This window comes from Sphingomonas sp. CCH21-G11 (assembly GCF_001555965.1).
Classification (GTDB): domain Bacteria; phylum Pseudomonadota; class Alphaproteobacteria; order Sphingomonadales; family Sphingomonadaceae; genus Sphingomonas.
In genome coordinates this window covers 1-17,185 of the sequence record NZ_LSHX01000010.1, presented here as the reverse complement: position 1 = coordinate 17,185, position 17,185 = coordinate 1, and the positions used below count along the sequence as shown (strand labels likewise).

The 17,185-nt window shown below is 66.4% G+C and carries 11 protein-coding genes; 5 read left to right on the top strand and 6 right to left on the bottom strand.

What is annotated here, in order from left to right:
* Positions 1-59 precede the first annotated feature (59 nt).
* Positions 60-599: a hypothetical protein gene (locus AX676_RS01590; protein ID WP_066482356.1), complete on the top strand. Its 540-nt coding sequence runs from the start codon at positions 60-62 to the stop codon at positions 597-599.
* Between the two features lie 265 nt (positions 600-864).
* Here AX676_RS01590 and rpoC read toward each other — a convergent pair whose 3' ends face one another.
* Together rpoC and rpoB are read right to left on the bottom strand one after the other, a co-directional pair.
* The gene (rpoC, locus tag AX676_RS01585) at positions 865-5,142 is read right to left on the bottom strand and encodes a DNA-directed RNA polymerase subunit beta' (protein WP_066482353.1); all 4,278 of its coding nucleotides are present in this window, start codon (positions 5,140-5,142) and stop codon (positions 865-867) included.
* Positions 5,143-5,289: 147 nt separating this feature from the next.
* Positions 5,290-9,459 carry a DNA-directed RNA polymerase subunit beta gene (gene rpoB, locus AX676_RS01580; protein WP_066482351.1) on the bottom strand — a complete coding sequence of 1,390 codons (4,170 nt, stop codon included), beginning with the start codon at positions 9,457-9,459 and terminating at the stop codon, positions 5,290-5,292.
* Between the two features lie 365 nt (positions 9,460-9,824).
* On the opposite strand from rpoB, the gene AX676_RS01575 reads away from it, so the two are divergent.
* The 3 genes from AX676_RS01575 to AX676_RS01565 all read left to right on the top strand — a co-directional run bounded on the left by AX676_RS01575 (position 9,825) and on the right by AX676_RS01565 (position 14,136).
* Positions 9,825-11,243 carry a M16 family metallopeptidase gene (locus tag AX676_RS01575; RefSeq protein ID WP_066482350.1) on the top strand — a complete coding sequence of 473 codons (1,419 nt, stop codon included), beginning with the start codon at positions 9,825-9,827 and terminating at the stop codon, positions 11,241-11,243.
* Positions 11,243-12,655 (top strand): M16 family metallopeptidase, encoded by a 1,413-nt coding sequence (locus AX676_RS01570; RefSeq protein ID WP_066482347.1) that lies wholly within the window; start codon positions 11,243-11,245, stop codon positions 12,653-12,655. The genes AX676_RS01575 and AX676_RS01570 overlap by 1 nt, the downstream gene beginning before the upstream one ends.
* Positions 12,656-12,891: 236 nt before the next feature.
* On the top strand, positions 12,892-14,136 hold the full coding sequence (locus AX676_RS01565) for a threonine synthase (protein WP_066482343.1): 1,245 nt from the start codon (positions 12,892-12,894) through the stop codon (positions 14,134-14,136).
* Positions 14,137-14,258: 122 nt separating this feature from the next.
* Here AX676_RS01565 and AX676_RS01560 read toward each other — a convergent pair whose 3' ends face one another.
* Genes AX676_RS01560 through AX676_RS01550 form a run of 3 tightly spaced genes read right to left on the bottom strand, consistent with a single transcriptional unit; the run spans position 14,259 to position 16,302 of the window.
* Positions 14,259-15,464, bottom strand: a complete 1,206-nt coding sequence (locus AX676_RS01560; protein ID WP_197417185.1) for an RNA polymerase sigma factor — start codon at positions 15,462-15,464, stop codon at positions 14,259-14,261.
* A gap of 5 nt (positions 15,465-15,469) precedes the next feature.
* On the bottom strand, positions 15,470-15,835 hold the full coding sequence (locus tag AX676_RS01555) for a YciI family protein (RefSeq protein ID WP_066482340.1): 366 nt from the start codon (positions 15,833-15,835) through the stop codon (positions 15,470-15,472).
* Positions 15,836-15,894: 59 nt separating this feature from the next.
* Positions 15,895-16,302 (bottom strand): YciI family protein, encoded by a 408-nt coding sequence (locus AX676_RS01550; RefSeq protein WP_066482336.1) that lies wholly within the window; start codon positions 16,300-16,302, stop codon positions 15,895-15,897.
* A 166-nt stretch (positions 16,303-16,468) separates the two neighbouring features.
* Between AX676_RS01550 and AX676_RS01545 the strand changes: the two genes are divergently transcribed.
* Positions 16,469-16,906, top strand: coding sequence for a hypothetical protein (locus AX676_RS01545; RefSeq protein WP_066482335.1), 438 nt, complete (start codon positions 16,469-16,471; stop codon positions 16,904-16,906).
* Between the two features lie 15 nt (positions 16,907-16,921).
* Here the strand turns inward: AX676_RS01545 and AX676_RS17995 are convergent.
* The coding region (locus tag AX676_RS17995) for a hypothetical protein (RefSeq protein WP_197417790.1) at positions 16,922-17,185 on the bottom strand (264 nt) is incomplete at its 5' end.

Below are 17,185 nucleotides of genomic sequence, written 5' to 3'. Positions count from 1 at the left end.
TGACCAGTCGGCCGATTGGCGCTGGACTGACGTCCTCGATGCGATGGTGGGGAGCGCGCATGTTGATGGGTATCCTGAGCAGCCTGGCCGCCCTGTTCGCGCCGTCGGCGGCGTCGGGACAGGCTGCGCCCGCAACCTGCGCGGTCGAACCGGCGCTGCCGCGCGAATGGCAACGCTGGCCGATGCGGATCGGCGTATCCGCCGCCGCATCGTCCGCGACCATGTCTGTGATCCGCGTCGACCAGGCATTTGACGTGACGCTGGTGCCCGGCAGCCTTGCCCGCTTCGTCGTGCCGCCCGGGCGCAAGCCGGAAACCGGCGGCCATGCCGGGCTGGTCGAGCTGAACGTGATCCAGCCGGGGCTGCATCAGGTCGCGCTCGGGAGCGCCGCGTGGGTCGACATCGTCCAGAACGGACGAACGATCGCATCGGTCGATCACGGACATGGCCCGGAATGCTCGGGCATCCGCAAGATCGTGACCTTCAATCTCCAGCCCGGACGCTACGTCATCCAGCTGTCGGGGGCGGCGGATCCCGCGTTGGCGCTGATGGTCCGCCGCCGCGAAGCGCGCGAACTGCGCCAGTCCGGCGGGATGTAGCGCCGGATCGAGCGCGGGCAATCGAGGTGGGTTTCTCGATTTCGCTCGAAATCAACGGGGTTCGGAGGCGCGAGGCATTCACAGCCTGTTCGTTTCGCACTCAGCCCCGTCCGTTTCGCGCTCAGGGCTCGTTCGGTTCGAGCTCAGCGCCCGTTCGTTTCGAGCGACGTCGAGAAACGCATGACCCGCTGACCGAAAAACGCCGCCGCCGGGCATCCCCGACGGCGGCGTTTTCATGTGACAGCCGGTATCCGGGCAAGGGGGCTTATTCCTCGTTCAGATACTCGCCCGCATCCGCATCGGTGCCGTGGCCGCTGGCGGCGACCTTGCCGAGCGGATCGTCGCCGGTGCCCTGGGCATCGCGGGTGCTGCGCGCCAGTTCGGCTTCATGCTCTTCAGCCGCCGAATTGGGCGCGATCAGCGACACTTCCTGCATGCGGCGCGCGGCAACCCGCATCGCGGCATCGCGCGACGAGGCCGCGACGCGCAGGCGGTTCATGCCCGCACCCGTGCCCGCCGGGATCAGGCGGCCGACAATCACGTTTTCCTTCAGGCCGATCAGCGTGTCCTGCTTGCCCTGGACCGCCGCCTCGGTGAGGACGCGGGTGGTCTCCTGGAACGACGCCGCCGAGATGAAGCTGCGGGTCTGCAGCGACGCCTTGGTGATGCCGAGCAGCACGGGCTTGCCCTGGGCGCGCGCCTGGCCGGGGGCCAGCTTTTCGTTGATCGCGTCCATCTCCTCGCGATCGACCTGCTCGCCGACCAGCAGCGTGGTGTCGCCGCTTTCGATGATCTCGACCTTCTGCAGCATCTGGCGAACGATCACCTCGATGTGCTTGTCGTTGATCTTCACGCCCTGCAGTCGATAGACTTCCTGGATTTCGCTGACCAGATATTCGGCCAGCGGCTCGATGCCGAGCACTTCCAGAATGTCGTGCGGATCGGGGCTGCCGCCGATCAGGTTGTCGCCGCGCTTGACGTAATCGCCTTCCTGCACGTCGATGACCTTCGACTTCGGCACCAGATATTCCACGACCTCGCCGCCGTCCTCGGGCTGGATGCCGATCTTGCGCTTGGCCTTGTAATCCTTGCCGAACACGACACGGCCGCTGACCTTGGCGATGATCGCGTTCTCCTTGGGCTTGCGGGCCTCAAAGAGTTCGGCGACGCGCGGCAGACCGCCGGTGATGTCGCGGGTCTTGGCCGCTTCGCGGCTGACACGTGCCAGCACGTCGCCGCCCTTCACCTCGGCCCCGTCCTCGACCGACAGCGTCGCGCCCGGCGCGAGCATGTAGCGGCCGGCCTCGCCCGAACCCGAATCGAGCAGGGTCAGGCGCGGACGAAGATCCTCCTTCGCCTTGCCACGATATTCGGTGACGACGCGCTGGGTGATCCCGGTCGCTTCGTCGGCCTGTTCGGTCAGCGTCTTGCCGTCGATCAGGTCGACATACTTCACGATACCGGGATTTTCCGTGATCACCGGCATGGTGAACGGGTCCCATTCGGCCAGCCGGTCGCCGGTCTTCACCTGGTCGCCGTCCTCGAACATCACATAGGCGCCGTACGGGATGCGGTGCACCGCGCGCTCGCGGCCTTCCTCGTCGATGATCGCCAGCTCCGCCGAACGCGACAGCACGACGCGACGGCCGCGCTGGTCGACGATCATGCGCACGTCGCGGAACTCGATCGTGCCGTCGCTGGTCGCTTCCAGGTTCGACTGCTCGTTGAGCTGCGCCGCGCCGCCGATGTGGAACGTCCGCATCGTCAGCTGCGTGCCCGGCTCGCCGATCGACTGCGCCGCGATGACGCCGACCGCTTCGCCGATATTCACCGGCGTGCCGCGCGCCAGGTCACGGCCATAGCATTTGCCGCACACGCCGATCTTGGCTTCGCAGACCAGCGGCGAGCGGATCTTGACGCCCTGGGTCCCGACCGCCTCGATCTGGGTGATGTGCGCCTCGTCGAGCAGCGTGCCGACCGGGATCACGACTTCGCCCGTCTTCACGTCGACGATGTCCTCGGCCGTGGTGCGGCCCAGGATGCGTTCGCCCAGCGACGCGATGGTCGATCCGCCCTGAACGATCGCCTTCATTTCCAGCGCGCGTTCGGTGCCGCAATCTTCCTCCATGACGACGCAGTCCTGGCTGACATCGACCAGACGGCGGGTCAGGTAGCCCGAATTCGCCGTCTTGAGCGCGGTGTCGGCCAGGCCCTTGCGGGCGCCGTGGGTTGAGTTGAAGTACTCAAGGACGGTCAACCCCTCCTTGAAGTTCGAGATGATCGGCGTTTCGATGATCTCGCCCGACGGCTTCGCCATCAGGCCGCGCATGCCCGCCAGCTGCTTGATCTGTGCCTGCGAACCACGCGCGCCCGAATGCGCCATCATGTAGATCGAGTTGATCGGCTTCTCGCGGCCCGTTTCCGGGTCCTTCTTCACCGCCTTGATCTCGTCCATCATCGCGACGGCGACCTGGTCGCCGCAACGCGACCAGGCGTCGATCACCTTGTTGTACTTTTCCTGCTGGGTGATCAGGCCGTCCTGGTACTGCTGCTCATAATCCTTCACCAGCGCGCGGGTCTCGTCGACCATCGCTTCCTTGGCGTCGGGGATGATCATGTCGTCCTTGCCGAACGAGATGCCGGCCTTGAACGCGTGCTGGAAGCCCAGCGTCATGATGCCGTCGGCGAACAGCACCGTCTCCTTCTGGCCGGTGTGGCGATAGACGGTGTCGATGACGTCGCCGATTTCCTTCTTCGTCAGCAGGCGGTTGATCGTCTCGAACGGGACGCGATGCGACTGGGGCAGCTTCTCGCCCAGCAGCAGCCGGCCCGGCGTCGTTTCGACCCGCTTGAGGTAGCTGTTGCCGGCCTCGTCGACCTGGGGCACGCGCGTCGTCACCTTGGTGTGCAGCGTCACCGCACCGGTATCGAGCGCGTGGTGCACCTCCGCCATGTCGGACAGGAGCATGCCTTCGCCCGGCTCGCCTTCCTTCATCATCGACAGGTAATAGATGCCCAGCACCATGTCCTGCGACGGCACGATGATCGGCTTGCCGTTGGCGGGCGACAGGATGTTGTTGGTCGACATCATCAGCACGCGCGCTTCCAGCTGCGCCTCGAGGCTCAGCGGCACGTGCACGGCCATCTGGTCCCCGTCGAAGTCGGCGTTGAATGCCGAGCAGACCAGCGGGTGAAGCTGGATCGCCTTGCCTTCGATCAGCACCGGCTCGAACGCCTGGATGCCCAGGCGGTGGAGCGTCGGCGCGCGGTTCAGGAGAACCGGGTGCTCGCGGATCACCTCGTCCAGGATGTCCCAGACTTCCTTGCGCTCCTTCTCGACCCACTTCTTGGCCTGCTTGAGCGTCATCGACAGCCCCTTGGCGTCGAGGCGCGCGTAGATGAACGGCTTGAACAGCTCGAGTGCCATCTTCTTGGGCAGGCCGCACTGGTGCAGCTTCAGTTCCGGCCCGGTCACGATGACCGAACGACCCGAATAGTCGACGCGCTTGCCGAGCAGGTTCTGACGGAAGCGGCCCTGCTTGCCCTTCAGCATGTCGGACAGCGACTTCAGCGGACGCTTGTTGGCGCCCGTGATCGTGCGGCCGCGGCGGCCATTGTCGAACAGCGCATCGACGGCTTCCTGCAGCATGCGCTTTTCGTTGCGGACGATGATGTCCGGCGCGCGCAGTTCCATCAGGCGCTTCAGGCGATTGTTGCGGTTGATGACGCGGCGATACAGGTCATTGAGGTCCGACGTCGCGAACCGGCCGCCGTCGAGCGGCACCAGCGGACGCAGCTCGGGCGGAATGACCGGCACGACGTCCAGGATCATCCACTCGGGACGATTGCCCGATTCCAGGAAGCTTTCGACGACCTTCAGCCGCTTGATGATCTTCTTGGGCTTGAGTTCCGACTTGGTGACCGCCAGTTCCTCGAGCAGCGCGGAACGCTCGCCTTCGAGGTCGAGGTCCATCAGCATCTGCTTGACCGCTTCCGCGCCGATGCCGGCCGAGAACGCGTCCTCGCCATACTGGTCCTGCGCGTCGAGCAGCTCGTCCTCGGTCAGCAGCTGATACTTCTCAAGCGGGGTCAGGCCCGGCTCGATCACAATATAGCTCTCGAAATAGAGCACGCGCTCGAGCTGCTTGAGCTGCATGTCGAGCAGCAGGCCGATGCGGCTCGGCAGCGACTTCAGGAACCAGATGTGCGCGACCGGCGCGGCCAGTTCGATATGGCCCATGCGCTCGCGGCGGACCTTCGAGACGGTGACCTCGACGCCGCACTTTTCGCAGACAATGCCCTTGTACTTCATGCGCTTGTACTTGCCGCACAGGCACTCGTAATCCTTGATCGGACCGAAGATGCGCGCGCAGAACAGGCCGTCACGCTCGGGCTTGAACGTGCGGTAGTTGATCGTCTCGGGCTTCTTGATCTCGCCGAACGACCACGACCGGATGCGATCAGGCGACGCGATGCCGATCTGAATCTGGTCAAAGGTTTCCGGCTTGGCGATCGGATTGGCGAAATTGGTCAGTTCGTTCATTTCTGTTCCATCCTTCAGCCCCTCTCCCGCTTGCGGGAGAGGAAGGGGCCCGCCCGCAACGCGGGTGGGAAGGTGAGGGCGAGTCGGCGATTAGGCCCTCACCCCGACCCTCTCCCGCAAGCGGGAGAGGGGGATTGGTGGTGTCGGCTACTCCGCAGCGATCTGGACGCCGTCCTCGTCGAAGCCCAGTTCAGCGGTCTTCAACTCGACGTTCAGGCCCAGTGAGCGCATTTCCTTGACCAGCACGTTGAAGCTCTCCGGAATGCCGGCCTCGAAGGTGTCGTCGCCTTTGACGATCGCCTCATAGACCTTGGTGCGCCCGACCACGTCGTCGGACTTCACCGTCAGCATTTCCTGGAGCGTGTACGCCGCGCCATAGGCCTGCAGCGCCCACACTTCCATTTCGCCGAAGCGCTGGCCGCCGAACTGCGCCTTGCCGCCCAGCGGCTGCTGGGTGACCAGGCTGTACGGCCCGATCGAACGCGCGTGGATCTTGTCATCCACCAGGTGGTGCAGCTTGAGCATGTAGATGATGCCCACCGTCACCTTGCGGTCGAACGCATCGCCCGTGCGGCCGTCATACAGGACCGACTGGCCCGACGTATCGAGGCCGGCCAGGTCCAGCATCGCCGACACGTCGCTTTCGCGCGCGCCATCGAACACCGGCGTGCCCATCGGAATGCCGGTGCGGACATTGTGCACCAGCTCCTCGATCTGCTCGGGCGTGCGCTGCTCGATCTCGCCGGCATAATGCTCGCCATAGACGGTCTTCAGCCGCTCGCGCACCGCGTCGGGCATCTGGCCCGCCGCCGCGTCGGGATTGGCCTCGCGCCAGTCCTCCAGCATCGTCGCGACCTGCATCCCCAGGTTGCGCGCCGCCCAGCCGAGATGCGTCTCGAAGATCTGGCCGACATTCATGCGGCTGGGCACGCCCAGCGGGTTGAGCACCAGGTCGACCGGCGTTCCGTCCTCCAGGAAGGGCATGTCCTCCTGCGGCAGGATGCGGCTGATCACGCCCTTGTTGCCGTGACGGCCGGCCATCTTGTCGCCCGGCTGCAGCTTGCGCTTCACCGCAACGAACACCTTGACCATCTTGAGCACGCCCGGCGGCAGCTCGTCGCCACGCTCCAGCTTCTCGCGGCGATCGTGGAACTTGTCCGTAATCTTCTTCGCCGCTTCGTCATACTGGGCCTTCACCGCTTCCAGGTTCGACTGCATCGCGTCGTCCTGCACGGCGAACTTCCACCATTCGTGGCGCTCGACCGAATCGAGCAGCTCGTCGGTGATCTCGACGCCCTTCTTCAGGCCCTTGGGTGCAGCCGTCGCGACCTGACCGATCAGCATCTCGCGCAGCCGCGACCAGGTCGCACGGTTCAGGATCGAACGCTCGTCGTCCGAATCCTTTTTCAGCCGCTCGATTTCCTCGCGCTCGATCGCCATCGCGCGCTCGTCCTTGTCGATGCCGTGACGGTTGAACACGCGCACTTCGACGACCGTCCCGGCGACGCCCGGCGGCAAGCGCAGCGACGTGTCGCGCACGTCGGACGCCTTTTCGCCAAAGATCGCACGGAGCAGCTTCTCTTCCGGGGTCATCGGCGATTCACCCTTGGGGGTGATCTTGCCGACCAGGATGTCGCCCGGCTCCACTTCGGCGCCGATATAGACGATGCCCGCCTCGTCGAGGTTGCGCAGCGCTTCCTCGCCGACATTGGGGATGTCGCGGGTGATGTCTTCCGGCCCCAGCTTGGTGTCGCGGGCCATGACCTCGAACTCCTCGATGTGGATCGAGGTGAAGACGTCGTCCTTCACGATCCGTTCGGAGATCAGGATCGAATCTTCGTAGTTATAGCCATTCCACGGCATAAACGCGACGAGCGCGTTGCGTCCGAGCGCCAGCTCGCCGAACTCGGTCGACGGGCCGTCGGCGATCACGTCGCCGGGATTGACCACGTCGCCCACCTTCACCAGCGGGCGCTGGTTGATGCAGGTGTTCTGGTTCGACCGCTGGAACTTCATCAGGGTATAGATGTCGACGCCGCTTTCGGTGGCATCGACCTCACCCGTCGCGCGCACCACGATGCGGCTCGCATCGACCTGGTCGACGATGCCGGCGCGGCGCGCCGAAATCGCAGCACCCGAATCGCGCGCCACGGTTTCTTCCATGCCGGTGCCGACGAACGGCGCTTCCGCCTTCACCAGCGGCACCGCCTGGCGCTGCATGTTCGAACCCATCAGCGCGCGGTTGGCGTCATCGTTTTCCAGAAACGGAATGAGCGACGCCGCAACCGACACCAGCTGCTTGGGGCTGACGTCCATCAGCGTGATCTGGTCGCGCATCGCCATCAGGAACTCGCCCGCCTGACGTGCGGAGACCAGCTCCTCGGCGAACGAGCCATCCGGATTGAGCTCGGCCGACGCCTGGGCGACCGTGTGCTTCTGCTCTTCCATCGCCGACAGATAGACGACGTCGTTGGTCACCTTGCCGTCGATCACCTTGCGGTACGGCGTTTCGATGAAGCCGTACTTGTTGACCCGGCTGAACGTCGCGAGGCTGTTGATCAGGCCGATGTTCGGACCTTCCGGCGTCTCGATCGGACAGATGCGGCCATAATGCGTCGGATGGACGTCGCGGACCTCGAAGCCCGCCCGTTCGCGGGTCAGGCCGCCCGGCCCGAGCGCCGAGACGCGGCGCTTGTGCGTGACTTCCGACAGCGGATTGGTCTGGTCCATGAACTGCGACAGCTGCGACGATCCGAAGAACTCGCGCACCGCGGCGACCGCCGGCTTGGCATTGATCAGGTCGTTGGGCATGACGGTCGAGACATCGACCGACGACATGCGCTCCTTGACCGCGCGTTCCATGCGCAACAGGCCGACGCGATACTGGTTCTCCAGCAATTCACCGACCGAACGCACGCGGCGGTTGCCGAGATTGTCGATGTCGTCGACTTCGCCCTTGCCGTCCTTCAGGTTCACCAGCGTCTTGACGACTTCCAGGATATCCTCGGTGCGCAGCGTCGTCACCGTGTCCGGGCAGTCCAGGTCAAGGCGCATGTTGAGCTTGACGCGGCCCACCGCCGACAGATCGTAGCGGTCGGGATCGAAGAACAGGCCCGCGAACAGCGATTCCGCAGTCTCCAGCGTCGGCGGCTCGCCGGGGCGCATGACGCGGTAGATGTCGCTCAGCGCCTGTTCGCGCTCTTCCGCCTTGTCGGCGGCCAGCGTGTTGCGGATCCACGGACCCGTCGTCACATGGTCGATGTCGAGCAGCTCGATCCGGTCGAGCCCGGCCTTGTCGAGCTTTTCCAGGTTTTCCGCCGACACTTCGTCGCCGGCCTCGATATAGATTTCGCCGGTCGCTTCGTTGATCAGGTCATAGGCCGAATAACGGCCATAGATTTCGTCGGTCGGGATCAACAGCGTGGTCAGGCCGTCCTTCGCCGCCTTGTTCGCAGCGCGCGGGCTGATCTTCTGCCCCGCCGGGAACACGACTTCGCCCGAATTGGCGTCGACGATGTCGAACGTCGGCTTGGTGCCGCGCCAGTTTTCCGGCGCGAACGGGATCTGCCAGCCATTGGGTCCGCGCAGGAAGGTGACGCGGTTGTAGAAGTGGTTGAGGATCTCCTCGCCATTCAGCCCCAGCGCATAAAGCAGCGTCGTGACCGGCAGCTTGCGCTTGCGGTCGATGCGGACGTTGACGATGTCCTTGGCGTCGAACTCGAAATCGAGCCACGAGCCGCGATAGGGGATGACGCGCGCGGCGAACAGGTACTTGCCCGACGCATGGGTCTTGCCGCGATCATGATCGAACAGCACGCCCGGCGAACGGTGCATCTGGCTGACGATCACGCGCTCGGTGCCGTTGACGATGAACGTGCCGTTCTCCGTCATCAGCGGCATGTCGCCCATGTAAACGTCCTGCTCCTTGATATCGAGCACCGAGCGGGCTTCGGTATCCGGATCCACCTCGAACACGATCAGGCGCAGCGTGACGCGCATCGGGGCGGCATAGGTGATGCCGCGCTGGCGGCATTCTTCCTGGTCGAACTTCGGCGGCTCGAGTTCGTAATTCACGAAATCAAGCTCGGCGGTGCCGGCGAAATCGCGGATCGGGAACACGCTGCGCAGCGTCTTTTCCAGGCCCGAGACATAGCCGATCGACGGGTCGGAGCGCAGGAACTGCTCGTAGCTTTCGCGCTGGACCTCGATCAGGTTCGGCATTTCCACGACTTCGTGGATGTCGCCGAAGACCTTGCGGATGCGGCGCTTCATCGTGCCGCCCTCGATCGCCTTGCTCTCGATTGCCTTGGTTGCCATGAAAAGGGGTCGCCTCTGGTTCGATCAAAAACAGGTCGAGCCCGCCAGTTGCGGCAAGGCTCGCACGCAGACGACGCCAAAAGGCCGCGTGCCACCCCGGCTGGGGCAAGACAGCGGCTTTCGGCGTCGTGTGAACCCGTGACCCATTCGTCCGATGCGCTGCGCGACGGCGCATCATTTCCCGATCAGCAGGTGAACGCGGATATATGAACCGTGGCGCGGCTTGTCAAACCGGCGAGTGCGCCCTTCTGCCCGCGCACGATCCCCGGCGGGGGCCAAACGTCCCTGCCGCCCGCAACCCCCCTTGGCGATCGCACAAAGCCGCTGTAGCATCTCGCTAACACAGCCGAATGGGGAGATCAGCCATGCGATTCCGAACTCTGGCGGCGAGCCTTGTGCTCGGCGTCGCAACGCTTGCGCCCGCCGCGCCGGCGCTGGCGCAGCAGGCGGCACCCGCCCGCGTCGCGATCGATACGCAGTATTTCACGCTGCCCAACGGGCTCCGCGTGGTGATGTCGAAGGACAATATCGCGCCCACCGTCACGGTCGGCGTCTATTACGGCATCGGCTTCCGCATCGAACCGCGCGAGCGCACGGGCTTCGCGCATCTGTTCGAGCATCTGATGTTCCAGGGATCGGCCAACGCGCCCAAGGGCGTGTTCGACAGCACGATCACCAATTCCGGCGGGGTCAACAACGGGTCCACCCGGTTCGACTTCACCAACTATTTCGAAATCGTGCCCTCGAACGCGCTGGAGCGCATCCTGTGGCTGGAGGGCGACCGCATGGCGCGCCCGGTCATCAACGATGAAGTGCTGAAGAATCAGCAGGGCGTCGTCGGCAACGAGGTCAAGGTCAACGTCCTCAACCAGCCCTACAGCACCTGGCCGTGGATCGATCTGCCGATGCTGGCCAACACCAACTGGTACAACAGCCACAATTTCTACGGCGACCTGACCGAGATCGAAGCGGCGACGGTCGAGGACGCCAAGCAGTTCTTCGACGCCTTCTACCGCCCGTCCAACGCCGTGCTCGTCATCGCGGGCGACATCGATTACGCCGCGACCCGCGCGATGGTGCAGAAATATTTCGGCGCGATCCCCAAGAAGGACGCGGTCAAGCTGCCCGACATTTCCGAGCCGCGCCAGACCGAGGAGAAGGTGAAGAGCCGCGTCGACGCGCTGGCGCCAAAGCCCGGCTATGCCGCGGGCTATCACGTCCCTGCGCGCGGCACGCCCGAATGGTATGCCATGGGGCTGATCGACCAGATCCTCGTCCAGGGCGAGGACAGCCGGCTGTATCGCAAGCTTGTCCAGGAATCCGGCATCACCGGCGATATCTCCGGCGGCATCAACGCGCTGCTCGGCAACATGTACAATTACAACGGGCCGATGCTGTGGAGCTTCAGCCTCGTCCACGACGCGACGCACAAGCCCGAGGACGTGACCAAGGCGGTCGACGAAGTGATCGAGGCCCTGCGCACGACCAAGGTCGGCGCGGAGGAGCTGGCCCGCGCGCGGACCAAGGTGCGGTCGCAGCTCTACAGCCAGATCGACGGCGGCGGCCGCGTCGGCCTGATCGACCTGCTCGCGGTGCATGCGCTGTTCGACAACGATCCGTCCAGGGTCAACCAGATCGAGGCCGGCTTTGCCCAGGTGACCCCTGAGCTGATCCAGAAGACCGCGCAGGAATATCTGCGTCCGACCAACCGTTCGATCTACACGATCGTGCCTGGCGCCGCCGCAAAGGCGGCCGTCGCCACCCCCAATTCGGGAGCCAATTGATGACCCGCGCACGCACGCTGCTGGCCGGCCTGGCCGCCACCTGTCTGGTCGCGCCGGCGATCGCCCAGGACTATCCGCCGCCGCCCCCGATCGCCGCGCCCAAGCCGTTCAAGCTGCCCGCGACCGAGACCTTCCGGCTTTCCAACGGGATGCAGGTGACGCTGATCCCGTTCGGGGTCACGCCCAAGACGGTCGTGTCGCTGCGCATCTTTGCCGGCAACCTGAACGAGGGCGAGGATACCTGGATCGCCGACATCACCGGCGATCTCATCAAGGAAGGCGCTGGCGGCAAGTCGGCGGCCGAGCTTGCCGCCACCGCCGCCAGCTTTGGCGGCGACCTGGGCGTTGGGGTCTCGCAGCAATCGACCGCGATCAGCATGAGCGTCCTGTCCGAACATACCGCGCACGCGATCCAGCTGATCAGCGACGTCGCGCGCCGCCCGGACTTCCCCGCCGATGCCTTTGGCCGGGTCAAGGCGAACTGGCAGCGTCGCCTGGCGCTTACCTTGTCGCAGCCTCAGGCGCTGGCCGATGCGGCGCTGGCGCGCAGCTGGTACGGCGACCACCCCTATGGCCGCAATTTCCCGACCGCCGCGCGGTTGAACGGCTACACGCTCGACCAGGCCAAGGCATTCCACGCCGCCAATTACGGCGCGCGCCGGGCGCACCTCTATATCGCCGGGCGCTTCGATGCGGCGGCGGCAAAGGCCGCGATCCAGCAGGCGTTCGGCGATTGGGCGGCAGGGCCGGAGCGGCTGAGCCTGCCCCCCCGCGTCAATCCGGGGCCGCGCGTTCTGCTGATCGACCGCCCGAACGCACCGCAGTCGACGCTGCGGGTCGCATTCCCCGCGCCGGTGGCGGGATCGGCGGACGATATTCCGTTGCGCGTCACCAATGCGCTGCTCGGCGGCGCGTTCAGCTCGCGTATCACCCGCAACATCCGCGAGGAAAAGGGTTATACCTACTCCCCCGGATCGGGGATCGCGTTCCAGCCCGGCGACGCGCAATGGACCTTCGACGCCGACGTCACCACCGCCGTCACTGGCGCGTCGCTGACCGAGGTGTTCAAGGAAATCCGCACGCTGCAGACGACCGCACCGACGCCCGAGGAAGCAGCGGGCATCGCCACCTATATGGCCGGCATCTTCACCATCCAGAATTCGACCGCGCCCGCCGTGGTCGGCACGCTCGCCAACCGCGACACGCTCGGCCTGCCTGCGAACTGGCTGGAGAATTACGTGCCCGCGGTGCTGGCGGTGAAGGGCCCGGCAATGACGGCGGCGGCCAAGAAAGCCTTCCCGCTCGACAAGATGACGCTGGTCGTGGTCGGCGACCTCAAGACCGTCGAGCCCCAGGTCAAGGCGCTGCCGGAACTGAAGGGCTACAGCTTCGAAACCGTGACGGTGCCGTAAGGCGCTTGAGGCGGCCGGTGCGCGTGGACACCGGATCGAGTCCGGCATGACGCGGGGGAGGGGGAGCGGTCATTTGCTCCGCCTCCCCCCACCGCTTATTCCGCCAATCTGCGAACCTTGCCTCCCAACTCGTCACCCCGGACTTGATCCGGGGTCCATACGCACCGTGGCCTCCGTCGGCGCATAGACCGCACCCCCCCTTGACCTCGACCCGATGTGAGGGAACGAGGGCCCACATGACCGCATCCACCTTCGCCAACCTCACCGCCGATCGCCCCGGCTTCGTCACCCATCTCGAATGTTCGATGACGGGCGAGCGCTACGAAGCCGACACGATCCAGGGTCTGTCGCGCGTCGGCCGGCCGCTGCTGGTCCGCTACGATCTCGACGGCGTCCGCGGCGCGCTCGGCCGTGATGCGCTGGCGGGGCGGCCCGCTGACCTGTGGAAATGGCGCGAGCTGCTCCCCGTCCGCCGTGCCGAGCACATCGTCAGCCTGGGCGAACAGGCGACGCCGCTCATTCCGCTCGACCGCGTCGGTGACACGCTCGCCGCACGACCGCCGCTGGTGAAGGACGAGGGGCGGCTGCCGACCGGATCGTTCAAGGCGCGCGGGCTGGTGATGGCGATTTCGATGGCCAAGGCGCTGGGGGTGCGCACCATCGCCATGCCGACCAACGGCAATGCCGGCGCCGCCGCTGCCGCCTATGCGACACGCGCGGGCATCGAGACGATCATCTTCTGTCCCGACGATACGCCCGAAATCAATGTGCGGGAGATCGCCGCACAGGGCGCGCGCGTCTATCGCGTCAACGGCCTGATCGACGATTGCGGCAAGATCGTCGCGGAGGGTTGCAAGACCAATGGCTGGTACGACCTGTCGACGCTCAAGGAACCCTATCGGATCGAGGGCAAGAAGACGATGGGGCTCGAGCTGGCCGAACAGCTCGATTGGGAACTGCCCGACGCGATCTTCTATCCGACCGGCGGCGGCACCGGGCTGATCGGCATGTGGAAGGCGTTCGACGAGCTGGAGGCGATCGGGCTGATCGGGCCCAAGCGTCCGCGCATGTTCGCGGTCCAGGCGTCGGGCTGCGCGCCGATCGTGCGCGCCTATGAAGCCGGCGATCGCCATGCCGAACGCTGGGAGGACGCGCACACCATCGCCGCCGGCATCCGCGTGCCGCGCGCGGTCGGCGACTTCCTGATCCTCGATGCGGTGCGCGCCAGCGGCGGCGCGGCGGTCGCGGTCGGCGATCCCGCGATCCTGGCCGCCGTCGACGAAGCCGCGCGCGACGGCGTGCTGCTGTGCCCGGAGGGCGGCGCGACGCTGGCCGCGTACAAACAGGCGCTGGCCGACCGCGTGATCGGCCGCGACGACCGGGTGGTGCTGTTCAACTGCGCGACGGGGTTGAAATACCCGATGCCGGACAAGTCGCGCACGCTGGACCGGCACGCGCCGATCGACTTGGCGGCGCTTTGAGGTTCGGCTTAATGCCCGAAATCCGTTCGCTTCGAGCGAAGTCGAGAAGCGGCTTCCGGAGCGCCCGCGCCACGTTTCTCGACTTCGCTCGAAACGAACGGCATTCGTAAGGTTCGCCGTCGTTAGCCGCGCGCCAGGAACGCGCGCACCGCAGGATCCTCGGTCAGCCCGATCGCCCGTTGGCGCGCCTCGACGGCCTGCGCCACCCAGCCCAACCGGTCGAGCGCGTGCATCCGCGTCACCCAATAGGGCTGATAGGCCGCCACCCGGTCCGCCGGCAGTGCGTCGAGTGCCGCGAGCGCGGCATCTGGCGAGCCCGCCTCGGCCAGCACGGCGGCGCGGCTGACCATCACCCCCAGGCTGGGCACATGCCGGGCCAGCAAATCATAGAGCGTGACCAGTGCATCCCATTGTGTGACCCCGGTGACCGCGCGGGCGCTGTGGACCGACTGGATCGCGGCTTCGCATTGGTAGCGCCCGAACTGGTGCGCCATCGCCGCGTTGGTCAGCAGGGCTTCCGCCTCGATAATCATCTCGCGGTCCCACAGTCGCATGTCCTGCTCACCCAGCGGCACGAACGCTCCCTCTGGCCCGCGCCGCGCCGCCCTGCGCGCTTCGCAGTAAAGCATCAGCGCCAGCAGCCCCTTGGGTTCGGGTTCTCCGGGCAGCAGATCGACGATCAGCCGGGCGAGGAAAATCGCTTCCGTCGTCAGACCGCGCACGCCCTCGTCAGCACCGGGCAGCGCGTCCCAGCCGGTGCCATAGGCGGCGTATATCGCGTCCAGCACGTCGGCCAGGCGCGGCGCGAGTGCGTCGGGATCCGGCGTCTCGAAGCGCAGCCCGGCATCGCGGATCTTGGCCTTGGCACGCACCAGCCGCTGGCCCATGGCTGCGGGCGCAACCAGGAACGCCGCCGCAATTCGCGCGGCGTCGAGGCCGAGCACCGTCTGCAGCATCAACGGCGTGCGCACCCCCGCATCGATCGCTGGGTGGGCGCAGACGAACAGCAGCTTCAACCGCTCGTCGGGAAATTCGGCAGGGTCGCGCATTTCGGCTTCCTCCTGCAGCAGCGCAATCGCCTGTGCCGCATCGGCGCGGACCCGCGTGGCGCGTGCGCCGTGCCCGATCACGCGCCGGGCAGCGGTCAGCAGCCACGCCTCCGGACGGTCGGGGACGCCGCGCACGGGCCAGGTGGCCAGCGCGGCGGCAAAGGCATCGGCGAGCGCATCCTCCGCCGCCGCGACATCGCGGGACCGGCTGGCGACCAGCGCCACCAGCCGGCCATAGGAAGCGCGCGCCGCTGCCTCGGCTGCCCGGCGCGCGTCCATCCCGATCAGGCCGGGTTGCCCGGCGGCGGCAGCACCGGGCGAACCTCGACCGATCCGGCTTCGGCCGCCGGTGATTTGGCCGCCCAGTCGAGCGCCGCGTCGAGATCGGCGACCTCGATCACGAAATAGCCGGCCAGTGCTTCCTTGGTGTCGGCGAACGGACCGTCCTGAACGATCCGCTGGCCGTCGCGCACCCGCACCGTCGTGGCGGTGTGCGGCGGTTGCAGGCCATCGCCGTTGACGATGATGCCCGCCGCGGCCAGCGCGCCGATATAGGCGTTCCACGCCCCCCAATAAGCGGGCGCGTGTTCGGGATGATCGCGCTTGGCGAAATCTTCGGCGGTTTCGGTGAACATGATCATGTACTGCATGGGGTGTTCCTTCGTCTTTCGGTAGCGTTCCAGATTTGGTTGGGTTGCGCCAGCGGCGATCAGCGCGGCGGCTGCATGGCCGGGGCGGGATAGGTCGCGCGAAGCTCGGCGCGGCCGCCGCGGCTGACGCTGGGGGCGAGCGCGGCCAGCCGCTCGGCGGTGGCGCGGTCGGGGGCGTCGATGACGAAATAGCCGCCGAGCACCGGGTCGGGGCCTGCGGTCCGTTCCGGCAGCGCGAGCGGGGCTCCGCCGCGGATCGCGTTCGCCTGTGCCAATGCGGCGGCGAACTTGGCGTAGGCCGCCCAATAGGCCTGGCCCGCAGTACCCGTGTCGCTGCGCAGCGCGAGGTCGGCGGGGGTTTCGTAGACGAAGATCGTATATTCCTCGGCCATGGCCGGGGCGGGCAGCACCGCGGTTGCCATCGCCAGCATCGGCAAGGCGAAGGGCAGGGTCAGCTTCAGTCGCATCGGATCGGCTCCATCAGGTCGATCAGCGAGATCATCCCCGCTGACATGACGATGAGCCGCAAGGCGACGGCATTTCGACATCGGCGGTCAAAAAAATTTGGGGGGCGGCTCGAAAAGCGGATTCGACCCGCGACAAGCGCGCGTATCGAAGGCTAAGGGGGGACGCATGACCCGGTCCGCCACCGACGTGATGCACGACATCCTGTTTTCCGCCGTCACCGATGCGATCGTGGCGTTGAAGTCGGCGTCGAAGGGACTGCCCAACAATCTGCTGCGCGACCTCAACGCAATTCACGCCAACACGACCGTCGCGGATCTTCCCCCCGAACTGCGCAGCGCGATCGACGCGTCGGTCAAGGCGGCGTTCGCGCGGCTGTTGAAGGAGGGCTATTCGGTGGCGCCGCGCCAGCCGGGGGCAAGCGCGCCGCGCCCCGCCTCGCCGATCCCGCCGCGGGATCGTCCGCGCGGCGGCGGCAGGCCGCAGGGCAAACCAGGCGGTGCCGGCAAGCCGGGCGGTGCGGGCAAACCCGGCAGGCCGAGGGGCAACGGACCGGGTGCCGGTGGCCCTGCACGGCCGCGCCCGCCCAAACCGTCACGGGGCTGACGCATCGTCCATCGGTCAGGCAAGCTGCTCGCTTCGTCGCAGCGCCGGGAACGGAATTTGCCGATCGCGGCTTGTCGTTCCCGCTATGACCCAGTCAGCTTCAAAAGCTCGCCCGGCCATCGCGGCGTTGATCGCCGCGATGGCCGCCTCGACCGCTCCGGCGGTTGCCCAGGATGCGCCGGCCACACTGCCGCCGACGGTGACGACGGTGCCGGCCCCCGCTCCCGCGCCGCAGCCGGCGTTGTGTCCACCGGGGCAGGCGTCGCGGCATCCGGCGCG